This is a genomic window from Methylobacterium brachiatum (assembly GCF_900113845.1).
Lineage (GTDB): Bacteria > Pseudomonadota > Alphaproteobacteria > Rhizobiales > Beijerinckiaceae > Methylobacterium > Methylobacterium brachiatum.
The window spans coordinates 118,091-140,178 of record NZ_FOQW01000010.1 but is presented as its reverse complement, the minus strand read 5'-3'; the positions used below and the strand labels follow the sequence as shown (position 1 = coordinate 140,178).

At 71.6% G+C, this 22,088-nt stretch carries 20 protein-coding genes and 2 pseudogenes; 10 read left to right on the top strand and 12 right to left on the bottom strand.

The features are described from left to right. Positions 1-93: 93 nt before the first annotated feature. Both BMZ47_RS14865 and BMZ47_RS14860 read left to right on the top strand, forming a co-directional pair. The gene (locus BMZ47_RS14865) at positions 94-510 is read left to right on the top strand and encodes a hypothetical protein (RefSeq protein ID WP_091863213.1); all 417 of its coding nucleotides are present in this window, start codon (positions 94-96) and stop codon (positions 508-510) included. After that, the gene (locus tag BMZ47_RS14860) at positions 507-977 is read left to right on the top strand and encodes a hypothetical protein (protein WP_091863212.1); all 471 of its coding nucleotides are present in this window, start codon (positions 507-509) and stop codon (positions 975-977) included. Before BMZ47_RS14865 ends, BMZ47_RS14860 begins: the two co-directional genes overlap by 4 nt. 4 nt (positions 978-981) lie before the next feature. On the opposite strand, the gene BMZ47_RS14855 is transcribed toward BMZ47_RS14860, so the two are convergent. Then, on the bottom strand, positions 982-2,253 hold the full coding sequence (locus BMZ47_RS14855; protein ID WP_091863211.1) for an NAD(P)/FAD-dependent oxidoreductase: 1,272 nt from the start codon (positions 2,251-2,253) through the stop codon (positions 982-984). A 150-nt stretch (positions 2,254-2,403) separates the two neighbouring features. Here BMZ47_RS14855 and gltX point away from each other — a divergent pair, with 150 nt between their 5' ends. After that, positions 2,404-3,744, top strand: a complete 1,341-nt coding sequence (gene gltX / locus BMZ47_RS14850) for a glutamate--tRNA ligase (protein WP_091863210.1) — start codon at positions 2,404-2,406, stop codon at positions 3,742-3,744. A gap of 3 nt (positions 3,745-3,747) precedes the next feature. Here gltX and BMZ47_RS14845 read toward each other — a convergent pair whose 3' ends face one another. From BMZ47_RS14845 to BMZ47_RS14830, 4 genes are all read right to left on the bottom strand, one after another. Continuing rightward, complete coding sequence (locus BMZ47_RS14845; RefSeq protein WP_091863305.1) at positions 3,748-5,034, bottom strand: hemolysin family protein; 1,287 nt, start codon at positions 5,032-5,034, stop codon at positions 3,748-3,750. A 445-nt stretch (positions 5,035-5,479) separates the two neighbouring features. Next, a complete protein-coding gene (locus tag BMZ47_RS14840) occupies positions 5,480-6,247 on the bottom strand; it encodes a class I SAM-dependent methyltransferase (RefSeq protein ID WP_091863209.1) in 768 nt (255 codons plus the stop codon). Between the two features lie 16 nt (positions 6,248-6,263). After that, entirely contained in the window at positions 6,264-7,472 is a 1,209-nt protein-coding gene (locus BMZ47_RS14835; protein WP_091863304.1) for an MFS transporter, read from the bottom strand. Positions 7,473-7,603: 131 nt separating this feature from the next. Beyond that, the gene (locus BMZ47_RS14830) at positions 7,604-8,200 is read right to left on the bottom strand and encodes a TetR/AcrR family transcriptional regulator (protein ID WP_091863208.1); all 597 of its coding nucleotides are present in this window, start codon (positions 8,198-8,200) and stop codon (positions 7,604-7,606) included. Positions 8,201-8,336: 136 nt separating this feature from the next. Between BMZ47_RS14830 and BMZ47_RS14825 the strand changes: the two genes are divergently transcribed. Then, the gene (locus BMZ47_RS14825; RefSeq protein ID WP_244536822.1) at positions 8,337-9,518 is read left to right on the top strand and encodes an MFS transporter; all 1,182 of its coding nucleotides are present in this window, start codon (positions 8,337-8,339) and stop codon (positions 9,516-9,518) included. 9 nt (positions 9,519-9,527) lie between these two features. Here the strand turns inward: BMZ47_RS14825 and BMZ47_RS14820 are convergent, their stop codons facing one another. Both BMZ47_RS14820 and BMZ47_RS14815 read right to left on the bottom strand, forming a co-directional pair. Further along, a complete protein-coding gene (locus tag BMZ47_RS14820; protein ID WP_091863206.1) occupies positions 9,528-11,585 on the bottom strand; it encodes an OmpA family protein in 2,058 nt (685 codons plus the stop codon). Between the two features lie 77 nt (positions 11,586-11,662). After that, on the bottom strand, positions 11,663-12,730 hold the full coding sequence (locus BMZ47_RS14815) for a DUF2865 domain-containing protein (protein WP_091863303.1): 1,068 nt from the start codon (positions 12,728-12,730) through the stop codon (positions 11,663-11,665). 159 nt (positions 12,731-12,889) lie between these two features. Between BMZ47_RS14815 and BMZ47_RS14810 the strand changes: the two genes are divergently transcribed. Further along, the gene (locus BMZ47_RS14810; RefSeq protein ID WP_007566473.1) at positions 12,890-13,405 is read left to right on the top strand and encodes a CreA family protein; all 516 of its coding nucleotides are present in this window, start codon (positions 12,890-12,892) and stop codon (positions 13,403-13,405) included. Positions 13,406-13,427: 22 nt separating this feature from the next. On the opposite strand, the gene BMZ47_RS14805 is transcribed toward BMZ47_RS14810, so the two are convergent. Then, complete coding sequence (locus BMZ47_RS14805; protein ID WP_050733113.1) at positions 13,428-13,775, bottom strand: hypothetical protein; 348 nt, start codon at positions 13,773-13,775, stop codon at positions 13,428-13,430. Between the two features lie 309 nt (positions 13,776-14,084). On the opposite strand from BMZ47_RS14805, the gene cysS reads away from it, so the two are divergent. Both cysS and BMZ47_RS14795 read left to right on the top strand, forming a co-directional pair. Then, positions 14,085-15,467 carry a cysteine--tRNA ligase gene (gene cysS, locus BMZ47_RS14800; RefSeq protein WP_091863302.1) on the top strand — a complete coding sequence of 461 codons (1,383 nt, stop codon included), beginning with the start codon at positions 14,085-14,087 and terminating at the stop codon, positions 15,465-15,467. Positions 15,468-15,552: 85 nt separating this feature from the next. Next, on the top strand, positions 15,553-16,326 hold the full coding sequence (locus tag BMZ47_RS14795) for a trypsin-like serine protease (RefSeq protein WP_091863205.1): 774 nt from the start codon (positions 15,553-15,555) through the stop codon (positions 16,324-16,326). A 126-nt stretch (positions 16,327-16,452) separates the two neighbouring features. On the opposite strand, the gene ctrA is transcribed toward BMZ47_RS14795, so the two are convergent. Next, positions 16,453-17,154: a response regulator transcription factor CtrA gene (ctrA, locus tag BMZ47_RS14790; RefSeq protein ID WP_007566477.1), complete on the bottom strand. Its 702-nt coding sequence runs from the start codon at positions 17,152-17,154 to the stop codon at positions 16,453-16,455. A 419-nt stretch (positions 17,155-17,573) separates the two neighbouring features. On the opposite strand from ctrA, the gene fliI reads away from it, so the two are divergent. From fliI to BMZ47_RS14775, 3 genes are all read left to right on the top strand, one after another. Further along, the gene (fliI, locus tag BMZ47_RS14785; RefSeq protein ID WP_091863204.1) at positions 17,574-18,926 is read left to right on the top strand and encodes a flagellar protein export ATPase FliI; all 1,353 of its coding nucleotides are present in this window, start codon (positions 17,574-17,576) and stop codon (positions 18,924-18,926) included. A 149-nt stretch (positions 18,927-19,075) separates the two neighbouring features. Further along, a complete protein-coding gene (fliJ, locus tag BMZ47_RS14780) occupies positions 19,076-19,483 on the top strand; it encodes a flagellar export protein FliJ (RefSeq protein WP_007566480.1) in 408 nt (135 codons plus the stop codon). Between the two features lie 195 nt (positions 19,484-19,678). After that, positions 19,679-20,740, top strand: a complete 1,062-nt coding sequence (locus BMZ47_RS14775; protein ID WP_091863203.1) for a lysylphosphatidylglycerol synthase domain-containing protein — start codon at positions 19,679-19,681, stop codon at positions 20,738-20,740. A gap of 85 nt (positions 20,741-20,825) precedes the next feature. On the opposite strand, the gene BMZ47_RS28980 is transcribed toward BMZ47_RS14775, so the two are convergent. From BMZ47_RS28980 to BMZ47_RS29325, 3 genes and pseudogenes are all read right to left on the bottom strand, one after another. Then, positions 20,826-20,996, bottom strand: a complete 171-nt coding sequence (locus BMZ47_RS28980; RefSeq protein ID WP_244536821.1) for a hypothetical protein — start codon at positions 20,994-20,996, stop codon at positions 20,826-20,828. A gap of 6 nt (positions 20,997-21,002) precedes the next feature. Next, positions 21,003-21,272: pseudogene (locus tag BMZ47_RS29330) on the bottom strand (hypothetical protein); the annotation flags it as partial. A 107-nt stretch (positions 21,273-21,379) separates the two neighbouring features. Then, a pseudogene (locus tag BMZ47_RS29325) lies at positions 21,380-21,847 on the bottom strand (IS110 family transposase); the annotation flags it as partial. Positions 21,848-22,088: the final 241 nt, after the last annotated feature.

The window sequence follows — 22,088 nt, the reverse complement described above, 5'->3', positions numbered from 1 at the left end:
TCGGTCGGGCGTGGGGTCTGCGCGGTGACGCGCTGCCATTGACGCCCGGCCCCCCGGCGCCACTTCGTCGGCGGCATCCGGCCGGAGAACCGCATGACGTCCCCTGGTAAGGCCGCGCTCGTCTCGGGGTTGATCGCGGCGCTTGCGCTTGCCGGCTGCGACGCGCCGAAGCCGGGGCCGGCCGGGCCGCCCGGTCCGAAGGGTGAGCCGGGCCCTCCGGGGCCGCAGGGGCCGCCGGGCCTGAACGGCGCCACCGGCGAGCGCGGCCCCGCGGGGGATCGCGGGCCGGCGGGCGCTGCCGGCCCTCCGGGACCGGCGATGAACACGCTGATCCGGCTCGACGTGGCCTGCCATCGCGACGAGGTGCTGATCGGTGCCTATTGCCTGGGCATGGCGGTGGTGCCGTCCGTGACCGTCACCGACGGCGTGGCCACGGTCGGCTGCCTCGACATGACCGCCAAGGCCGCCAAGGATGCCGAGCCGGTCGCCGTCTGCATGAGGAAGCCGTGAGACCTCTCGCCCTCGCTCTGCTCGCCGCCTCGGTCACGTCCGGGGCCGGCGCACAGCCGTTCCTGCCCACCGAGCGGGCCGCGATCGACCTCGTGCGCAGCCGGCACACCGACAGCCTCGCCACGGTGGACGGGACGCTCGCCTATGCCGAGCGCGCCACCGGCGGCGCGTTCACGCGCGGCGGCTACCGGGTGGTGCGCCGCCCCGGCGAGCCCTTCGCAAGGGTGCAGATCTGCTACCGGCTGGGGATCGACCCGCCGACCTGCGGGCTCGACTATCTCGTCACCGTCAATCCGCCCCATATCGAGCCGGCCCAGCGCCATGACGGCCTGGCCCGGGACCTCGAACACGGCCCCCGAGCCTTCCTGCGGGCGCTCGCCCGGGAGGCCGATCTCCAGCGGCAGCCGGCGGCCCTGCGGCGGATCGAGGCCGCGCTGGAGCCCGACAACCCCTACGATTGGCGCTAGAGGTTCAGAGCAGCCGCGGCCAGCCGAGCAGGCGCTCGGGCGCGAAGGGTGCCACCGGCACCGCCGGTTTCCGCCCGGTGGCCAGGTCGGCCACGATCTCCCCGGTGATCGGCCCGGTCGACAGGCCGATATGGCCGTGGCCGAAGGCGAAGATCAGGCCCTTGTGGCGGGGCGCCGGGCCGATCACCGGCATGCCGTCGGGGGTGGACGGGCGCGAGCCGAGCCAGGGCTCGTTGTCGAGGGGCCCGCCCAGCCGCAGGGTCTCGGCCGCCTCGCGGGAGGCGGCTTCGATCTGGGTGTGGTCCGGCTCGGCGTGGCGGGCGTTGAGCTCGACCCCGGAGAGCACCCGCACCCGGTGGTCGCCCATCGGCGACAGGATCGAGCCGGCGCCGGTATCGAGCACCGGCCGGGTCAGGGGCGGGCTCTCCGGGTGCAGGGCGTAGTGGCGATGGTAGCCGCGCTCGGCCGCCACCGCGAAGCGGTAGCCCAGGGTCCTGGCGATCGCCCCGGAGGCCGCGCCCGCCGCCAGCACCACCTGCTTGGCCCGGACCGCGCCGGCCTCGGTCACGACGCGCCAGCCCTCCGCCTCCGGCGCCAGCCGTTCGACGCTGCCGCGCAGGCGTTTTCCGCCGAGGCCCGCGAACAGGGCCTCGCAGGCCTCGACGAGGCGCCCGGGCTCGCGCACCGAGCCGGTCTCGGTGAGCAGCATTGCCCGCGCGTAGGGGCGGACCAAAGCCGGCTCCAGATCGCGGATCCCGGCGGTGTCGAGGATGTCGAACGCCACCCCGTGCCCGGAGAGGATCTCCCGCTCCAGGGCGGCGGCCTCGAAGGCGGCGTCGGTGCGGTAGGCCTTGAGCCAGCCGGTTCGCTGCAGCCGCTCGCTGGTACCGGCCCGGGCAGCCAGCCGTTCATGGGCCGGGTAGGCGGCGCTGGTCAGGGGCAGCAGGGCGGCGGCGGCCCGGCGCCAGCGCGAGGCCCGGGCGCTCGCCAGGAAATGCGCGGTGTAGGGCAGGATCCGCGGCAGGTGGCTGTAATGCAGGCGCAGGCCGCGGTCGGCATTGCGAAGATAGGCCGGGAGCTTGCCCCACAGGGCCGGGCTCGACATCGGCAGGATCGAGCCGCGGCTGACCACGCCGGCATTGCCGTAGGAGGTCCGGGCCCTGGCCTCGCCGGGATCGCACAGGACCACGTCGAGACCGCGATCCTTGAGCGCGATGGCGCAGGCCAGCCCGACCATCCCGCCGCCGACCACCACGATATCGGCCGTCTCGTCCATTCCGCTCATCCCGACCCGCACCAAGCGTGGCGTTCTGACGGGTTTTGCCGGCGGTGGGTAGCGGGCTGGTGCCGGGGCGGGGGGCGGTTCGCGCCACCCATGCGCGAGGAGACGCGCAAAACCCGGTGCGGATCGGCTACAGAGCGGATCATGACGCTCGTCCGCTTCGCTCCCTCACCCACCGGCTACCTGCATATCGGCAACGCCCGCCCGGCCTTGCTCAATGCGCTGTTCGCGCGAAAGGCGGGCGGCCGGTTCCTGCTGCGCCTCGACGACACGGATGCCGAGCGCTCCACCGAAACATTCGCCGAGGCGATCCAGGAGGATCTCGCCTGGCTCGGGATCGAGCCGGACCTGTTCGCCCGCCAGAGCGACCGCAAGGCCCAGCACGATGCCGCCGCCGACCGCCTGCGCGCGGCGGGGCGGCTCTATCCCTGCTACGAGACCCAGGAGGAGCTGGAGCGGCGGCGCAAGCGCCAGCTCGGCCGCGGCCAGCCGCCGATCTACGACCGGGCGGCCCTGCAACTCACTGCCGAAGACCGCGCCGCCCTGGAGGCCGAGGGTCGCCGGCCGCATTGGCGCTTCCTGCTGGACGCGCGCACGGTCACCTGGGACGACCTCGTGCGCGGGCCGGCCCATGTCGATTGCGCGTCGCTGTCCGACCCGGTTCTGATCCGCGCCGACGGCAGCTACCTCTACACGCTGCCCTCCGTGGTGGACGATGCCGATCTCGGCATCACCCACGTGATCCGCGGCGAGGACCACGTCACCAATACCGGCGTGCAGGTGCAGATCTTCGAGGCTCTGGGCGCCGCCGTGCCGGTCTTCGGCCATCACAACCTGCTTACCACCGCGGACGGGGAGGGGCTGTCGAAGCGGCTCGGCCACCTGTCGCTGCGGGGCCTGCGCGAGGCCGGCTACGAGCCGGCGGCCGTGCGCTCGCTCGCCGTGCTCACCGGCTCGGCCGAGTCGGTCCGCGCGGTGCCCGACCTCGACACGCTGGCGAGCCTGGTCGATCTCGGCGAGATCTCCCGCGCGCCGGCCCGGTTCGACCCGACCGAGCTCGACGGGCTCAACGCCAAGCTCGTCCACGCCATGCCGTATGCTGAGGTGGCCCCGCGCCTGGCCGATCTCGGCATCCCGCACGAGACCGCGGAGGCGTTCTGGCGGGCGGTGCAGCCCAATCTCGGCCGGGTCTCGGAGGCGCGGGACTGGTGGCAGGTCGTGGCCGGCCCGATCGACCCGGTGATCACCGAGGAAGCCGTGATCGCGGCGGCCCGGGAGACGCTGCCGGCGGAGCCGTTCGGCCCCGAGACCTGGAAGGCCTGGACCACCGAGATCCGCAGCCGCACCGGCGCCAAGGGACGGGGCCTGTTCATGCCGCTGCGCCTCGCGCTCACCGGCCTGGAGCACGGGCCGGACCTCGCCGGGCTGCTGCCGCTGATCGGGCGCGACCGGGCGGCGCGGCGTCTGGCCGGCGAGGCGGCGTAGCGCCTACTCCGCCTCGGCTTCCTCCAGCCGCGTGACCAGCAGCTTGTCCACCCGGCGACCGTCGAGATCGACCACCTCGAAGCGCCAGCCGGCGATCTCGCAGGTCTCGCCGGTCTCGGGCAGGTGCTGCAGCGCTGCGATGACCAGGCCGGCGGCGGTGGCGTAGTCGCGCGAGGGCGGCAGGCGCAGGCCGAGCTGGTCGGCCAGCTCGTCGGCGGGCATCGACCCGGCGATCAGCCAGGAGCCGTCCGGGCGGCGCACCGCGTCCGGCTCGATGCTCTCGGAATGGAACGCGCCCGCGATGGCGTCGAGGATGTCGGCGGGGGTCACCAGGCCGTCGAAATGGCCGTACTCGTCATGCACCAGCGCCATCGGCACGGGGCCCTTGCGCAGGGCGTCGAGGGCGTCGAGGGCGTCGAGCGTATCGGGCAGAACGGGAGCCCGGCGGACATGCGCCCGCAGGTTGAGCGGCTCGCCGCGTGACAGCGGGCCGATCAGGTCGCGGACCTGTACGACGCCGATCATGGCGTCCGGGCCGCCATCGGCCACCGGCAGGCGGGCATGGGGGCTCGCCAGCAGGCGCTCCCGGATGGTGTCGGGATCGTCCGAGAGGTCGAGCCATACGACCTCGGTGCGCGGGGTCATGACGCCGCGCACCAGCCGGTCGCCGAGCCGGAGCACGCCGGAGATCATCGCGCGCTCGCCGCCCTCGATGACGCCGGCGGTCTCGGCCTCGGCCACGAGGCTGCGGATCTCCTCCTCGGTAACCGCGCTGGCGCTCTCGGTCTCCTGGCCGATCAGCCGGAACACCGCCCGGGTGGAGGCGTCGAGCAGCCATACCGCCGGCAGGGCGACCCGGGCGACGAGCCGCATGCCGGGCGCCACCGCGCAGGCGATCGCCTCCGGGTTGCGCAAGGCGAGGTGCTTCGGGACCAGCTCGCCGATGATCACGGACAGGTAGGTGATCACCCCGATCACCAGGGTGTAGCCCAGCGTGTCGGCCCAACCCTTGGGCAGGCCGAGATCGATCAGCGTCAGCGCCAGACGGTCGCCGAGCGCCGCGCCCGAGACCACGCCCGACAGGATGCCGATCAGCGTGATGCCGATCTGGACCGTGGAGAGGAAGCGCCCCGGCTCCTCGGCGAGCGCCAAAGCCGCCTTCGCGCCGGGGCGGCGCGCGTCGGCATAGGCGCGCAGGCGGCTCTTGCGCGACGAGACCACCGCCAGCTCGGAGAGAGCGAAGACGCCGTTCAGTGCGATCAGCAGGACGACGGTGACGAGCTCGAGCAGGCGGGCTTGCAGAGCCGCGATCCCGCAGCGCGGGCCGGGCTTCCTCTGATGACACGGGATCCCAACATGGGGCCGCAGCCCGGACCGTTCAACGGCCAAGCCTCGAACTGTGTTTCAACGCTTGGCTGGCCCGGCTGTCCCGACCCGCGCTTCCCTCCTGACAGGCCATGCGTTTCTCGATCGGCAGACGGGCTTGCACGCCAGCAGGCGGTGCAGGCCCTCTCGTGCGGCCATGGGCGATCCAATGTCCGGACGATCAATCTTGCAACCTGGATCGCGCGTAGCCCGCTCGGGACGGGGGCGCCGTGCGCCATCCTCCGAGGATCGGACAACGCTCAGCCACCGAGGCGCCCGCTTCACGGCCAGGTCTCAGGATCTGGAAGGGACCGGGATATCCGATGATTGGAACCGTCTTTTGCCTGACCGTGCCGGGTCGAACACCCTCTCAGTGCGGGCGCGCCTCGATCAGCACCGAATCGAGCAGGAAACTGCCGTCGGCCTCGATCGAAAAATGCTCGGTCACTTCGACCGGAGCCGTGGCCTGGAGGGCGCGGATCGCCGCGACGTGGATCTCCGGCGTGCGCATCCGGGCGATCCAGCTGGAAAACTCCATGCGCGGCCGGTAAGCGGTCGCCTCGCCGGGGGCGAAGCCCGCCGCCGTCAGCATCGCGCGCCATTCCGAGACCCGATAGTCGCGCACATGCGAGGGATCGCGCAGCAGCTCCACCGCCTGGAGATGCGTGTCCAGCAGCGGCTCTTCGGGCGCCACGATATCGCAGACGACCAGCAGTCCCGCCGGCTTCAGCACCCGTCGCGCCCCCGCCAGCGCGGCCGGGACGTCGCGCCAATGGTGGGCGCTGTAGCGGGTCAGCACCGCGTCGAAGGCGGCGTCCGGGAAGGGCAGGGCCTCGGCCGCGCCCTGGCGGGTCTCGATCCGGTCGAGGCCGCGCCGCCCGGCCTCGGCCGAGACCGCCGCCAGCATCTCGGCCGAGAGGTCGTAGGCGGTGACCGCGGCGCCCGCCGTCGCGGCCGCGAAGGCGACGTGGCCGCCGCCGCAGCCGAGATCGAGCACCCGTGCGCCCGGCAGCCCGCGCACAAGCGCGCCGATCCGGTCGAGATCGGCGCCGGCGGCGTGAACCGCGCTCGTCACGTAGGCGGTGGCCTGGGCGCCGAACTGATCGACGACATGGCCGGCATGGGTGCGGGCGCTCATTGTTTCCCTCCCGAAATCAGACCGTCAGCGGTGCCAGCCGCGACAGCCGAATCGCGATGGCCAGCGCCAGACCGTAGAGGGCGCCCACGAACAGCACCACGCCGGTCCAGCCCGCATGGGCGAAGAACCAGCCGCCCGCGGTGCCGAGCACCGACGAGCCGAGATAGTACAGGCACAGATACATCGAGGAGGCCTGCGCCCGGTCGCGCAGCGCCCGCCGCCCGACCCAGCTGCTCGCCACCGAATGCGCCCCGAAGAAGCCGATGGTGACCACCACCACGCCGGCGACGATCAGCAGGATGTTGTCGGCCGCCGTCATCAGGATCCCGGCGAGCCCGAGCGCGGTGGCGAGCCACAGTACCCGGCGCCGGCCGAAGCGGCTCGCCAGCTCGCCCGCCACCGGGCTGCTGACCATGCCGGCGATGTAGACGGAGAAGATCAGGCCGATCACCGTCTGGCTCAGCGCGAAGGGCGGATCGAGCAGGCGGAAGCCGATGTAGTTGTAGATGCAGACGAAGCCGCCCATCAGCAAAAAGCCTTCCGCGAACAGCCAGGGCAGGCCGGCATCGCGAAAATGGTGACCGAAGCTGCCCGGCACGTCCCGCCAGGCCATCCGGCGCGGCACGAAGTTGCGCGCCGGCGGCAGCCAGCGCCAGAACGCCAGCGCGGCGACCAGGGCCAGGCCGCCGATCGTGGCGAGACCGATGCGCCAGTTCACATGGTCGGCCATCACGCCGCTGATCAGCCGGCCGGACATGCCGCCGAGCGCGTTGCCGCCGACCAGGAGGCCCATCGACAGGCCGATCGCCTGCGCGTCCATCTCCTCGGCGAGATAGGCCATCGCCACCGCGGGCAGGCCGCTGGCGGTGAGCCCGGACAGCGCCCGCAGGACCAGGAAGCCGTGCCAGCTCGGAACCAGGGCGGCCACGATGGTCAGCACCGCCGAGGCGAACAGGGAGGCCAGCATCACCGGCTTGCGGCCCCAGATTTCCGAGAGCGGGCTCACCACCAGCAGCGCCACCGCCAGCAGCCCGCAGGGCAGCGACAAGGCGAGGCTGCTCTCGGCCGGCGAGACGCCGAATTCCTCGGCGAAGATCGGCAGCAGCGGCTGCACCGCGTAGAGCACCGCGAAGGTCGAGAACCCCGCGGCGGCGAGCGCCAGGGCCGTGCGGCGGAAGACCGGCGTGCCCGACCGGATCAGCCCCCCGTTGCTGTCGATCGCCATCACCGTCCCGCGCTGCGAAAGCATCATCCCGAACGGTGGTTGCCGGCTTCCGGGATGATGCGCCATCCGGTGGTGCGGTGCGGGCCAGCCGGCGTCAACCGCAGGCGGCGCGGTCTCGCCATGCGGGTGGATCAGTCGGGATCGAGGGCGCGGAGCGCCGGATCGATCAGCGCCAGCAACTCCGCCCGGGTCGCCCCGTCCCGCGCCTGGAACGAGATCGCCTGCATGATCCCGTGAAAGAACGCGGCGAGCCGCGCGATGTCCGTGCCCGCCGGTAACTCCCCGTCCGCAACGCCGCGCCGGAGCCGGTCCGCCACGATCGCGACGGTCTTGCGCCGGGCGTTCAGGAGATGCGCGCGCGCCGCCTCGTTTGCCGGCAGGCAATTGACCACGCCGAGGATCAGCAGGCAGCCGCCGGGCTTTGCCGAGAGCGCGACTTCGACGCTACCCTCTAGCATCGCCCGCAGACCCGCGCGGACCGTCGCCGCCGCGTCGAGCGCGCGCATCGGGGCCGCGCCGATCGTGGCGATGTACAGGTCGATCGCCTCGCGGAACGCCGCCTCCTTTGAGCCGAAGGCCGCGTAGAAGCTCGGCGGCTTGACCCCGATCGCTGCGGTGAGGTCGTTGAGCTGCGCACCCTCGTAGCCCTTGGCCCAGAACACCTGCATCAGGCGCTCCAGGGCCAGATCGCGGTCGAAGCCGCGGGGCCGTCCTCGCGCGGGAGCCATCACACACCTTTCTGTAGCAGGATTTATAGAATGGCTTGACCGCCCGCGGCAAGCGCGCTTACCCATTCTGTAGTCGAGTTTACAGAAATGGGGGCCGACGATGCGGGCAGCGGAGACAACGGTCGAATCACGGGACGTGACTGGTGCGGTCGAGCCCGGCGCCGCCACGATCCCGCCCTGGGTTTATCTCCTGAGCGCGACGATCTTCGTGATCACCACGGCGGAGTTCATGGTCGCCGGGCTGATGCCGTCTTTGGCCGCGGCCTTTGCGGTCTCGGTGGGCGAGATCGGCAACCTGATCGCGCTCTTCGCCCTCGGCATGACCTTCGGTGGCCCGCTGGTGATCGCCCTGCTCCTGCGGCTCGGCGTGTCGAACAAGGACGCGCTGCTGTGGCTGCTCGGCGTGTTCCTGATCGGCAGCACGCTGGCCGCCATGGCGCCGAGCTACGCGGTGATGGCCCTCGCCCGCACCCTGCAGGGCGTGACCAGCGCCGCCTGTTTCGGGATCGGCCTGACGCTCTGCGCCGAATCGGTCCGGGCTGACCTCCGCGGGCGCGCCGCCTCCCTGGTCCTGGCCGGGCTGATGATCGCGCCGGTGGTCGGCGTGCCGGCCGCGGCGCTGATCAACGACCTGTTCGGCTGGCGCACCAGCTTCTGGCTGATCGTCGGCCTGACGGCCCTGTGCATCGCCATCGTCGGACCGACGATCCCGAGGCCAGCCCGCGGCACGCAGGTCGACCTGGCGTCCGGTCTGGCCGAGCTGCGCAACACCCGCCTCTGGGCCGCCTACGCGACGAGCGGGCTGATCATCGGGGCGACCTTCGCGGCCTTCAGCTACGTCACGGCCATCTTCACCGTGGTGACCGGGCTGGCGCCGCGGCTGATCCCGATCGTGCTCGCCGCCTACGGCGTCGCGACGGTGATCGGCAATCTGATCGTCGGCCGGCTGGCGGACCGCCACACGATCCCCGTCCTGGCCATCGGCCTCGTCGTCCTGGCCGCGGCCCTGGCGAGCTTCGCGGCTGTCCCGACCGATGCGGCCGTCAGCGTCGCCGCCTTCCTGGTGATCGGCCTGACCGGCGTCTCCCTCAACCCGGCCATGGTCGCCCGGGTGATGCGGGTCGCCCATCCCGGGCCGCTGGTGAACAGCCTCCACACCTCGGTGATCACGGGCGGGCTGGCTTTCGGGACCTGGCTCGGCGGCCTCGCGATCGACCGGGGCTACGGCCTCGCGGCCCCGCTCTGGATCGGCGCGGGGCTCGCGGTGCTCGGGCTGCTCAGCCTAGTCCCGCGCCGGGCGCGGGACCTGACGGCGTGACGGATCCGCTCAGCGCGGCGCGGCCTGCGCCGTCCCCTGCTGCAGCAGCGGCGTGATCCGCCGGACCGTGACACGCCGGTTCTCCCGGGCGGCGCCCTGCGTGTTCACCTTCAGGTACTGCTCGCCGTAGCCCTGCGTGGTCAGGTTCTCCGGCGGCACCTGGAACTGCTGGGTCAGCACGGTCGCCACCGATTGCGCCCGGCGGTCCGACAGGGACAGGTTGTCGATGTCGGAGCCCACCGCGTCGGTGTAGCCCTCGATCAAAAACACCTCCTGCGGGTTGGCGCGGATCGCCCGGTTGATCGCGGCCGCGATCACCGACAGCCGGGCCGCCTGGTCCGGCGTCACCGTGAACGAGGCCGTGTCGAACGTGATCGTGTCGATATCCACCGAGCGCATCCGGGCCCGCAGGTCCGGGCTGTAGCGGACCTGATCCAGGGTGTAGCGGCGGTCCACGGCGACGACCGGCGGGGCGGTCAGCGCCTCGTAGACCGCGCCCTCGTCCGCCTGCTCGTACTCGACCACGTACCGGTCGCGGGGGATGCGGATGTCGGGCGGCGGCAGCACGACCACGTCGTCGTAGATCGGGCGCGGCGGCCCGGCATAGCTGTTGTCGATGATCACCACCTCCCGGCCGTCGCGGAAGCGGCGGTAGCGGCGCAGCAGCCGGCCGTCATCGTCCGTCACGGTGACGATCTGCTCGCCGCCCGGCCGGTCGATGAAGCTGTAGAAGTCGGCGCCGCGCCGCTCGGACCGGAAGCCCCGCGGGTCGAGGTCGCGGAACCGCTCGTTCTCGTCGTGGCGGATCAGGTAGCCGTCGCGGTCCCGGACGATGATGCGGCCGGGCTCCCGGTAGAAAGTCCGGCCGCCCTCGCTGAACTCGCGCCGGTCGCGCCGGACCTGATCGTAGTCGCGCACGTCGTCATCCGCGCGGAAACCGCCCGGGACGTAGCCGGGCTGGCCCGGCGTGTTGAACGCGCCGCGTCCGCCCGGCCCGCCGGCGGGCGGCTGGCCCGGCTGTGCGCCAAGCGGCGGGGGCGGGGCGTTCGGGTCGGGCGGCGGTCCCGGCGGCTGGACGGGGCGGCCGGGCACCCCCGGCGCCATGTTGGGCGGCAGCGGGCGTGCGGGCTCGGCGCCCGGCTGTGTCTGAACGCCGGGCTGGGCATCCGGACGCTGCACGGGACGGCCGGGCACGCCCGGTGCCATGTTGGGCGGCACGGGACGTCCGGGCTCCGCATTCGGCGGCGGCGCGGCGCCGGGCTGGGCATCGAGGCGCTGGACCGGACGGCCCGGAACGCCGGGTGCCGCGTTGGGCGGCGGTGCGGCGTCGGGGCCACCGGGGCGCTGCGTGGGTGCCCCGCGATCCGGGGCGGGATCACGGCGCCGCGCGGGCGCGTCCGGCGCAGCGTCGGGGGCCGCGCGCTCCTCGCCCGGTGCCCGGCGCTCCTGATCGGGAGCCCGCTGGAGCTGGGCGGGTGGGTTCGGCGCGGTGCGGGGGGCGGCCCGCTCCTGATCCGGTGCCCGGCGGTCCTGATCCGGCCCGCGCTGCGGCTGGGCGGGACGCTCGGGCGCTGCCCGCGGCGCGGGTGCCGGATCGCGCGGCGGCGGCCGGTCGGGATCCCTCCGGTCCGGCCCGGGACGATCGGCGGGGGGACGCTCGGGCGTGCGCCGCTGCTCCGGCGCCGGACGCTCCGGTGCCGCGCGCTCCTGGATGTCCGGTTGCCGGTCCGGCCGGCGCTCGGGCGCGCGCTCGCGCGGGGGCGGCTCGGCCTGGGGCTGCCGCTGGGCCGGCGGTTCGGGACGTTCGCGCGGCGGCGGGGCGCGCTCCGGCCGCGGCTCGGGCCGCTCGCGCGCGGCAGGCGGCGGGCCTGGCGGCGGACCCGGACGCTCCTGCGGCGGCCGTTCCGGACGCGGGCCGCCATGTGGAGGCTCGCCGCCGCGCGGGCCGCGCTCGTCGGGGCCGCCCTGCGCCATGAGGATCGGGCCCGGGGATGCGCCCGCGGGCTGCATCAGGGCGAGGCCCGGGAGCACCGTACCGGTGAGAAGGATCAGTCGCAGCAGCCGCATCGAGGCCTCGTTTCGGATCGAGCCGACCCGAACCCGCTCAACGGCCCATGGTTCCGCGCCCGCCGCTCAAGACTCCGTCAGGGCGTCAGCCGCTGGGGCACCGCGATCATGTCCGGGGCGATGATCCGCACCGCGACGTGATCGGGCTTGGCGCCGGCTGCCTTGGCCTCGCCCGGCTTCGCCTCACCGGCCTTCTCGCCCGCACCGGCATTCATATCGACCCCCGCGCGTCCGGCGGCGTCGGCGGCGAGCTCGGCCGCGGTCCGGTCGGCCCGGCCGACCAGGGTCAGGCGCACCTTCGGACGCGACAGGGCCTCGGCCTGCATGGGCGTGACGAAGATATCGCCCTTGTGCCGCACCAGCATGCTCTCGGCCTTCACGAGCGACTGCGCCCAGGTCTGGTTCTGGGGCTTGCAGGAGCAGTTCGGGACGAATTCCTTGCGGAACTTGAACGCGTTAGCGAGGCTCACATAGGCGCGGCTGCCCTTCACCGAGGCGGCGTGCTTCAGGGCCTCGTCGCCGTAGGGCATCGAATAGGCCTGCGCTTCGGTGCCGGGGCAGAGCGCCTGGCACATCTCGTCGGCGCCGCCGCGGCCCTCGGGCAGGTTGCGCATCGGGAAGAAGCCGCCGTCGCAGGTCCGCACGCAAACCGTCTGCGGGCCGCCCTTGGCGTAGGTCTCGCCGGTGCCGGCATAGGTTTCCCGGGCCGGGCAATTGGCGGTGACGAGCCCCTGCAGCTCGCGCTTGCGGGCGCCGCTGTCGTCGAACACCGCGCCGCCATAGGTGGCCTTGAGCGCGCGGATGCGCTGCTCCACGGCGCCGCACTGGGGCGGGCGCGTGTCGAAGAAGAGGAACTTGCCGCCCTCGCAGTTCAGCCCGCGGAAATAGGCTTCCAGCCGCCCGATCTCGTCGTTGAGCGCGCGGGTCGTGCTGGCACCGTTCTGGACGGAGGCGAGCTCGGCCCGGTAGCGCCGGCAGGCGGGCGAGGGCAGTTGCGGCGCGCCGGGCTTCGCCTCCCCGGCGACGGGCTGGCCGACCGGAGCGTCCTGCGCCCGGGCGGTATCGAGACTCTGGGACAGACCGAACGCAAGCGCCGCGCTCAAGATGAGGCGGCCGAGCGAACGGACGATCGGGCGGTCAAGCATCGGCTGCATCGCGGTGGTCGGAAATGCGGCGGTCCCCTCGGTCGGGTGCTGTCCTGCCCCGGCCTCGGGACCGAAGCAGCTTGAGTGTACGCCCCCTCGTAAGCGGGTGACACCCCTCCTACATCCGGGCCGCGCGCTTGAGCAGGGAATTGACCCGTGATGTGGTTTCGGAGTCTCACCTATGTTGGGCTTGTCGCCCTCGGCCTCTCGGCGGCCGGACCGGCCTCGGCTCAGGAGCCGGACCGGATCTTCTCCAAATCCACGGTCTGGCGGCCCCTGACCCCCAACGACAAGCTCGTGGTCTACGGCATCGACGACCCGGCGGTGTCGGGGGTCGCCTGCTGGTACACGCAGCCGGAGAAGGGGGGCATCAAGGGGACGCTCGGCCTGGCCGAGGACGTCTCCGATATCTCGCTGGCCTGCCGCCAGACCGGGCCGATCGCCTTCAAGGGCAAGCTGAGCCAGGGCGAGGTCGTGTTCAGCGAGCGGCGTTCGCTGATCTTCAAGTCGATGCAGATCGTGCGCGGCTGTGATGCCCAACGCAATACGCTGATCTACATGGTCTATTCGGATAAGGTCATCCAGGGATCGCCGAAGAACTCGACGTCGGCGGTGCCGCTGGCGCCCTGGGGCACCGAGCCGGCACCGAAATGCGCGGACTTCGTGAAGGGCTGACGGCACGCGGCCGGGGCGCCCGTCAGTCCCGGCAGGTGATGCGGATCGGGCGCTCCGACGGGGTCGAGACCGGCTGCTCGATGGCGCCGGTATACTCGTCGGCGGCGGCGATCCCGAACGTGTTGGCGGCGGCGTAGCCCTGGGCCTCGCACCAGGCATTGGCGACGACCTGGCCGCACTCGCTGCCGGGCGTCGTCAAGCAATCGCCGACGCCGTAGCCGTCGCTCGACGGGATCAGGAACGTCTTCTCGACATGGGCCGGCACCTTCGCGGGCGTCTCGCCGTCGCTGCCGGCGAACGCGCCTTGCGCGAGGCAAGCCGTGGCCAGGGCAGCGGCGATGACGAAATATCCGGCGGCCGTGCGTCGCATCGAAGATCCTTGGGCACAGTATCTTGGGTGTGAGGAGCTTGGTCCGGACGGTCCGACGGCGCGGTTAAGGAAGGCTTACCCGGCACGTGCGAGGGCCATCTCGAATTCCTCACGCTTTTGCGTTAGCCCCATCGGGCGCGCGGCACCGTCGCCGCAGTGCAACAGCGGGCCCCTGTGGCAGGGCCGGAGGCGCCAAGGTTCGGCCGTTCTTCGCCTCGCAGGGCCCGCAGGTCGTTGAAGGCAGGGCCGGTTTTCCGGCGACGGCGCGGCGTCGATCATCGGCCGCGGCGCCGGAAGGGGATGGGTTTCATGGCGCCGATGTTGCGGCTCTACAACACGCTCAGCGGTGCCAAGGAGGCGTTCGCGCCGATCGATCCCGCCCAGGTGCGGATGTATGCCTGCGGCCCGACCGTTTGGGACTTCGCGCATATCGGCAACGCGCGCCCGATCATCGTCTTCGACCTGCTGTTCCGGCTGCTGCGCCACCTCTACGGGCCGGCACACGTCACCTACGCCCGCAACGTCACGGACGTGGACGACAAAATTAATGTCCGCGCGGCCGAGCGCGGCATCACCATCCGCGAGCTCACCGACAGGACGCTGGAGCAGTTCCACCGGGACATCCGTGATCTCGGTATCCTGATGCCTGAGGACGTGAACGTGCCGGGCGAGCCGCCCCGCTTCATCGAGCCCCGGGCCACCGATCACATCGGCGAGATGCGCGCGATGATCGACGCGCTGGTCGCGGGCGGCCACGCCTACGTGGCCGAGGGGCACGTGCTGTTCGACGTGCCGGCCATGCCGGATTACGGCCGCCTGTCGAAGCGTCCGCTGGACGAGATGGAGGCCGGCGCCCGGGTCGAGGTCGCGCCCTACAAGCGCTCGCCCCTCGATTTCGTGCTGTGGAAGCCCTCGAAGCCCGGTGAGCCGTCCTGGCCGTCACCAGCCAGCATCGCCGAGCCGGGGCGCCCGGGCTGGCATATCGAGTGCTCGGCCATGTCGGCCAAGCACCTCGGAAAAACCTTCGACATCCATGCCGGCGGCATCGACCTGATCTTCCCCCACCACGAGAACGAGGTGGCGCAATCGCGCTGCTGCTTCGGGACGCCGGTGATGGCCAATGTCTGGCTGCACAACGGCTTCCTGCAGGTGGAGGGCGAGAAGATGTCGAAGTCGCTCGGCAACTTCATCACCATCCGCGACGTGCTGAAGGACTGGCCGGGGGAAGTGGTCCGCCTGACCATGCTGAAGACGCATTACCGGCAGCCGATCGACTGGACCCTGCGCGGTCTCGAGGAATCGAGCCGGGTGCTCGACCGCTGGTACAATGCCGCCGGGGATACACCGGCCGCCGAGACGGTGCCGGCCACGGTGCTCGACGCGCTGTGCGACGACCTTAACACGCCGGCGGCGATCAACGCGCTGCACGGATCCGACGAGGCGGCTTCGCTGCGGGCCGGCGCGAACCTGTTCGGCCTGCTCACGCGCACCCGCAGCGACCGCGAGCAGGATCAGGTCGCCGCGGCCGGGATCGATGTCGCCGCCGTCGAGGCGCTGATCGCCGAGCGCCGGGCCGCCCGGGCCGCCAAGGACTGGGCGGCCTCCGACCGGGCCCGCGATGCGCTCGCCGCCATGGGCGTGTCGGTGAAGGACAACAAGGACGGCACCAGCACCTGGACCGTGGCGCGCTGAGCGGACCGCGTCCACGCGCCCGCTTGCGTCGGCCGCTCCGTGCCGCATCTGTGGTTGCGGGGGCTCGGGCAGTTAAGGTTCGCGCGTGACGACCACCACAATCAGGACCATCGGGACGCGGCTCGCAGGGGCGGCGCTCGCAGCGACGATCGGGTTCGGGTCGGCCGGCCCGGCCGCCGCCATCGACGGCGGGGCGCCCGCGGGGCGGGACGCGCTGGCGCAGGCCACCGTCGCCATCGGGACGATCACCCAGCCCGAGGAGGCGCAGAGGCTCACACGCTGCACCGGGATCCTGATCGCCCCGGACCTCGTGCTCACCGCGGCGCATTGCGTGAACGGCGATCCGCTCGGCGCGCTGGTCGTGTTCTTCCGCGGCACCGAGCCGGCGCGGCCGGTCTACGGCGCCCGGGTCGCGGCGCGCTACAGCCCCGATCCCGGCGAGATGCTGCCGAACGCGGCGCCCGACGTGAGCCTCGCCGACCTGTCCCTCGATCTCGCGGTTCTGCGCCTGACCGAGCCGGTGCGCGACCGGCGCCCGGTGCCGCTCGCGGCCGATCCCCGCCGCCTGCCGAAGTCGCTTCGGATCGCGGGGGCCGGCCTGTCCGGGCGGGGCGTCGGGCGGTTGCGCACCGCGACCCTGACCCCGGTGGCGGCCAGCAACACCGGCCTGACCATCGCCCGGGCGAACGGCGCCCGGATCTGCTTCGGGGATTCCGGCGGACCCGTCGTCGCGCAGGATCGCGGCGGGACCTATGTCTGGGGCGTCGCCAGCGCGGTGATCACCCGGACCGCGCCCTGCGGCGGCTACGTCGTGGTCGCCCCGGCCGCCCAGATCTTTTCCGCGACCGGGGTTCGGTAGGGCTCAAGTCGGCAGCGTCTTTTTCCGAAAGCCGGCAGCCACCTTTCGGGACGATGCGCAAAAAACGAAAACCCCGCGCGGCCGAGCCGCACGGGGTTTTTCGAGAGGCACGCTGACCCGGGTGGATCAGACCGCCATGCGCTCCTCGGCGTCCATCGGCTCGCGCAGCACGTAGCCGCGGCCCCAGACGGTCTCGATGTAGTTCTTGCCCTGGCTGGCGTTGGCGAGCTTCTTGCGCAGCTTGCAGATGAACACGTCGATGATCTTCAGCTCGGGCTCGTCCATGCCGCCGTAGAGATGGTTGAGGAACATCTCCTTGGTGAGCGTCGTGCCCTTCCGGAGCGAGAGAAGTTCCAGCATCTGGTACTCCTTGCCGGTCAGGTGCACCCGGGCGCCGCCGACCTCGACGGTCTTCTGATCGAGGTTCACGATCAGGTCGCCGGTCGTGATCACCGACTGGGCGTGGCCCTTCGAGCGGCGCACGATGGCGTGGATCCGGGCCACCAGCTCGTCCTTGTGGAACGGCTTGGTGAGGTAATCGTCGGCCCCGAAGCCCAGACCCTTCACCTTGTCCTCGATCCCGGCCATGCCGGAGAGGATCAGGATCGGCGTCTTCACCTTCGCCACCCGCAGGTTGCGCAGGACCTCGTAGCCCGACATGTCGGGCAGGTTCAGATCGAGGAGGATGATGTCGTAATCGTAGAGCTTGCCGAGGTCGATGCCCTCTTCGCCCAGGTCGGTGGTATAGGTGTTGAAGTTCTCGGACTTGAGCATCAACTCGATGCTCTGCGCGGTCGCGCTATCGTCCTCGATCAAAAGTACCCGCATCGTCGGTCCCCAGCCCAGCCGGCCGCATCAGCGCGCAGACACGTCCCCACCGATCACCCGCCACCGGCCTGTGGACGGGCGCTCCGTCGCTCTTGACGTGGAACGCTATGGATTAATCGTTAACAAAACCTGATTCCCACCCGCAAGCGTCTCGTTCACCGGCCCGTGAGCTTGACGGGAGGAATAGGGTTCCTCCACGGCGCTCGGGGCCATGATTCCGCTCCATTCGCGACCGGGACGCCCACGCGTTTGGGCGTAAGTGTCTCCCCCGAAACGACCCGGTCCCGGCTGTGTCCCTGCGGACACAGCCCCACGACTTCGTGAAGTCCGGCTGACGCCGGAGCTCGGACCGGGCCGCTACGAGCCCGATGACCGCAGTGTTAAGGAGGCCGGTAAACGAAGCGTTGAGAGCCACGCCGATGACACAGGATCCGGCAAGGTCCGTTACCAACCTCGCCGCGGCCCAGGCGGCCCTCGACCGGATCGAGGTGCTCGAGACCTTCGGCCGGGTCGTGGCGATCCGCGGGCTCCTGGTCGAGGTCGCGGGGCCTGTGGCCGCCATGCGGCTCGGCGGCCGGATCGACGTGGAGGGCGCCAACGGCCTCGGGCTGGTGCCCTGCGAGATCATCGGATTCCAGGGCGACCGCGCGCTCGCGATGCCGTTCGGCTCCCTGGAAGGCGTCCGCCGCGGCTGCCCGGCCTATGTGCGCGACGAATCGGCGGGGGCGATCCGGCCGTCGAGCGCCTGGCTCGGGCGGGTGGTCGACGCGCTCGGACGCCCGGTGGACGGGCTCGGGCCCCTGCCGCAGGGACCGGACGTCTATGCGCTGCGCGCCGACCCGCCCCCGGCCCATGCCCGCACCCGGGTCGGCGGACCGCTGGACCTCGGGGTCCGGTGCATCAACACCTTTCTGACCATGTGCGCCGGCCAGCGGATGGGCATCTTCGCCGGCTCCGGTGTCGGCAAGTCGGTGCTGCTGTCGATGCTGGCCCGCTACACCGCCGCCGACGTGGCGGTGATCGGCCTTGTGGGCGAGCGCGGCCGCGAGGTGCAGGAATTCCTGCAGGACGATCTCGGCGCCGCCGGCCTGGCCCGCTCCGTGGTCGTGGTGGCGACCTCGGACGAGCCGGCGCTGATGCGCCGCAACGCCGCCTACGTGACCCTCTCGGTCGCCGAGCATTTTCGCGACCAGGGCGCGAAGGTGCTGTGCATGATCGATTCGATCACCCGCTTCGCCATGGCCCAGCGCGATATCGGGCTGGCCGCCGGCGAGCCGCCCACCGCCAAGGGCTACACGCCCACGGTCTTCTCGGAATTGCCGCGGCTTCTGGAGCGCGCCGGACCCGGGGTCGGCCTCGGCACGATCTCGGCCCTGTTCACCGTGCTGGTCGAGGGCGACGACCACAACGAGCCGGTGGCCGACGCGGTCCGCGGCATCCTCGACGGGCACATCGTGATGGAGCGGGCCATCGCCGAGCGCGGGCGCTATCCCGCGATCAACGTGCTGCGCTCGGTCTCCCGGACCATGCCGCGCTCCTGCGATCCGGCCTATTTGCCGGTGGTCCGCAGGGCTCGCCGGGTGCTCTCGACCTACGCCGACATGGAGGAGCTGATCCGGCTGGGCGCCTACCGGGCGGGCTCGTCCCAGGAGGTCGACGAGGCGGTGGCGCTCATGCCGGATCTTGAGGCTTTTCTGGGGCAGGGTAAGGAAGAAGCAACGTCCATCAGCGATGGTTACGCCCGGCTCAGCCAGATCGTCGGCGGGGCCTAGGCATCATGCAGCGAAGCGGTAACCGCTTGGGTGCATTGAGTGATGCGGAACCAGGGTCTGAGCAGGTTCGCCGTCGCGATCCTGCTTAGGGCACGGGCCGGGCATGGTCCCTGGCGCGGCCCCGAGCGTTGCGTGGAGTGAGCGTCCCAATGAAATCGCGTGACACGCTGATCCGGCTGCGTCGCTTCCAGGTTGATGAGAAGCGGCGGCGTGTGACCCAGATCGAGATGATGATGGCCGACTTCCAGCGCATGGCGGTGGAGCTCGACCGGGAAGTCGCCGTCGAGGAAGCCCGCGCCGGCATCACCGATGTCGGGCATTTCGCCTACCCGACCTACGCGCGCGCCGCCGCCGGCCGCCGGGACAACATGCGCCAATCCGCCCAGGCGCTCGAAGGCCAGCTGGCCGAGGCCAAGGCCGAGCTCGGCGAGGCCTTCGAGGAGCTGAAGAAGGTCGAGATCCTGAACGACCGGGAGCGCACCGCCGAGCGCGCCGCCGAGGCGATCCGCGACCAGGCCGCGATGGACGGAATCGGCCTCAACCGCGCCCGCGGCTGAGACGCCCGATCGGGCCTCGCGCACCCGCGCGTTGCGCCCTCCGAGCGCCTTTTCGCCCAGTCCGTGTGTGATGTGCCGGCAACGCGGCACGAAACCGTCACGATCACCTGACAAGGGGGATCGCGATGGCCTCGATCCGCTTGCGGCGCATTGCATGGCGGCGCATCAGGGGCTCTCCCCGGGGCGTCGGTGTACATGAAGAAGCTCAGCGAGTTCATCTGGCCGTTGATCGGCCTCGCAGCGGTCGTGGTATCGGGCTACTTTCTCTACCAAGAGCTGAAGACCACATCGCTGGCGGCGATCTGGTCCGCGATCCTGGCGATCCCCCCGCATCGCATCCTGCTGGCGGCGATCTCGACCCTCGTGGCCTACGCGGCCCTCGCCTGGTACGACCGGATCGCCCTGCTGCATCTGGGCGTGCGCCACATCTCGTGGCTGTTCGTCTCGCTCTGCTCCTTCACCACCTACGCGCTGTCGCACAATATCGGCGCCTCGGTCTTCTCCGGCGCCCTGGTGCGCTACCGGGCCTACACGGCCAAGGGCCTCTCGGCCGCCCAGGTCGCCGTGCTGGTGGCCCTGTGCTCCTTCACGTTCTTCCTCGGCACGGTCCTGCTCGGCGGCTTCACCCTGGTGGTGGACCCGAACCTGCTGACGCGCCTCGAGGGCAAGCTGCCGGGCTTCCTGACCGATCCGAAGACGGCGCTGGTCGTCGGGTTCTGCATGCTGGGTTTCGTGGCGCTCTACGTGCTCGGCTCGATCCTGCGCCTGCGGCCGTTGCATATCCGCTCGTTCAAGCTCGAATATCCCCGGCCCGGCATCATGGCGCGCCAGCTGCTGGCGGCGCCGCTGGAGCTGCTGGGTGCCGCGGGCATCATCTACTTCGCCCTGCCGGAGGCGATGAACCCCGGCTTCATCCCGGTCCTCGCGATCTTCCTCGCCTCGTTCTCGGTGGCGCTCGCCTCGCACGCCCCGGGCGGCCTCGGCGTGTTCGAGATCGTGTTCATCACGGCGATGCACATCACCGACGACGCCCAGAAGGACGCGATCATCGCGGCGGTGATCATCTTCCGGATCTTCTACTTCTGGATCCCGGCGCTGATCTCGGTGATCGTTGTGGTGCTGTTCGAGCGCTCGCGCCTTGCCGCCGCCATCGCGGCACCCGCCTCGGTGCCCTCGACCGTGCCGGAGCCGCCGGTGGTCGTGCCGGGGCTCGACGCGCACGAGCTGGAGCGCGAGCTGAAGCAGAAGGCGGTCTGAGGCCGGCGGGCCGGGGGCGAGCGCTTGGCTCACGGCCTCTGCTGAACCTCGTCCCGATCGACGGATCATCCACTGCGTCATCAACTCAGTTGGCGGCGGCTTGAGCGTATGCGTCGCGCAGGCGTGCGTTTGCGATGACGATGAGGCGTCGCATGAGGGCTGTGATGGCGACGATGGGCTTCTTTCCGGCGTCGCGCAGGCGCCGGTAGGCGTCCCGGAGGATGGGGTTGTGGCGGCTGGCCGCCATCGCGGCCATGAACAGGGTGCGCTTGACCTCGGGCCTGCCGCCGCGGGTTCGGCGATAGGCGTCGGTGGCGCCGCTCTGGTTGGTGGATTTTCTCCGGCCAGGGCGGCGGCCTGACGGCGGTCGATGCGGCCGAGTTCGGGCATGAGACCGATCAGGGCGGCGGCGGTGGTGGCGCCGATGCCCGGGATGGCGCGCAGGACCCGCTCGGCGCGGACGAGTTCGGCGGCGGCGCGCACCAGCGCGGCGATGGCGGCGTCGAGGGCCTGGATCTGGGTGTCGAGGCAGGTTCGCAGCGCCTCCAGGCAGGTCCGCACCGGCTCGGCGCCGGGGGCGGCCAGACGGTTGGTGCAGGCGGTGCGCTGGGCCACCAGGTCGGTTCGGGTGAGCACCAGGGTCTGCAGGCGTTCGCGGTCCGGGTCGGGGGCCTGCCAGCGGGCGAGGCGTGCGTGGCGTTCCTGGGCGTCGTGGGCGAGCGCGCGAGCATCGAGGGTGTCGCTCTTGGCCAGGGTGCCGAACGAGCGGATGAAGGCCTTGACCTTGCGGGCGTCGGCCCGGTGGGCGGGGCATCCGGCCGTGAGCAGAGCGGCCAGAAGGGCGTCCTCGTAACCGCCGGTGGCCTCGCACACGACCAGGCAGGTCGGGTCGAGGCCGGCCGCGAAGGCGGCGAGGCTGTCGGGTTGGTTGGGCAGGGTCCGGAGGCTGGCATCGCGGCTGTCGAACACCACGATGCCGGCCTTGCCGACATCGCAGCCGAGGAAGCGGGTGGGGATCGGCGGGGCGGCGGATGCGGTGTCGGGCTGGACGGCGGCCTGGACGGCGAATCTCGGGGCGGGCTCGGGTGTGTTGGCGGCGGCCGGCATGGGGGCTATCTTGGGATGGCTTGCGATTGTCTGCGGGCGTCAGGCCGGCTGGCCGAGGGGCCCAGGCAACTCATCAAGCGTGACACGGGAAGCGAAGCGCCGACCGAGATGACGACGGGCGTTGCAGCCCTATTCCGGGACGGTCGGCGCTTCGCGCCTGGTCCGGGTGGCCACCCGGACCAGGCATCCCGCTGGCGCGGAACACCCCCAAACTAGCAGACCTCCAACAGACAATTCCGGG

Excerpts from the sequence above, each read along its gene's own strand:
- BMZ47_RS28980 (WP_244536821.1), bottom strand. The coding sequence starts at position 20,996 with ATGGCCGCGATGGCGGCCAGCCGCCACAACCCCATCCTCCGGGACGCC.
- BMZ47_RS14830 (WP_091863208.1), bottom strand. The coding sequence starts at position 8,200 with ATGGCTCCCGCGCGAGGACGGCCCCGCGGCTTCGACCGCGATCTGGCC.
- BMZ47_RS14855 (WP_091863211.1), bottom strand. The coding sequence starts at position 2,253 with ATGGACGAGACGGCCGATATCGTGGTGGTCGGCGGCGGGATGGTCGGG.
- cysS (WP_091863302.1), top strand. The coding sequence starts at position 14,085 with ATGGCGCCGATGTTGCGGCTCTACAACACGCTCAGCGGTGCCAAGGAG.
- BMZ47_RS14815 (WP_091863303.1), bottom strand. The coding sequence starts at position 12,730 with ATGCTTGACCGCCCGATCGTCCGTTCGCTCGGCCGCCTCATCTTGAGC.
- BMZ47_RS14840 (WP_091863209.1), bottom strand. The coding sequence starts at position 6,247 with ATGAGCGCCCGCACCCATGCCGGCCATGTCGTCGATCAGTTCGGCGCC.
- BMZ47_RS14865 (WP_091863213.1), top strand. The coding sequence starts at position 94 with ATGACGTCCCCTGGTAAGGCCGCGCTCGTCTCGGGGTTGATCGCGGCG.
- BMZ47_RS14835 (WP_091863304.1), bottom strand. The coding sequence starts at position 7,472 with ATGGCGATCGACAGCAACGGGGGGCTGATCCGGTCGGGCACGCCGGTC.
- ctrA (WP_007566477.1), bottom strand. The coding sequence starts at position 17,154 with ATGCGGGTACTTTTGATCGAGGACGATAGCGCGACCGCGCAGAGCATC.
- BMZ47_RS14820 (WP_091863206.1), bottom strand. The coding sequence starts at position 11,585 with ATGCGGCTGCTGCGACTGATCCTTCTCACCGGTACGGTGCTCCCGGGC.
- gltX (WP_091863210.1), top strand. The coding sequence starts at position 2,404 with ATGACGCTCGTCCGCTTCGCTCCCTCACCCACCGGCTACCTGCATATC.
- BMZ47_RS14775 (WP_091863203.1), top strand. The coding sequence starts at position 19,679 with ATGAAGAAGCTCAGCGAGTTCATCTGGCCGTTGATCGGCCTCGCAGCG.
- BMZ47_RS14810 (WP_007566473.1), top strand. The coding sequence starts at position 12,890 with ATGTGGTTTCGGAGTCTCACCTATGTTGGGCTTGTCGCCCTCGGCCTC.
- fliI (WP_091863204.1), top strand. The coding sequence starts at position 17,574 with ATGACACAGGATCCGGCAAGGTCCGTTACCAACCTCGCCGCGGCCCAG.
- BMZ47_RS14805 (WP_050733113.1), bottom strand. The coding sequence starts at position 13,775 with ATGCGACGCACGGCCGCCGGATATTTCGTCATCGCCGCTGCCCTGGCC.
- fliJ (WP_007566480.1), top strand. The coding sequence starts at position 19,076 with ATGAAATCGCGTGACACGCTGATCCGGCTGCGTCGCTTCCAGGTTGAT.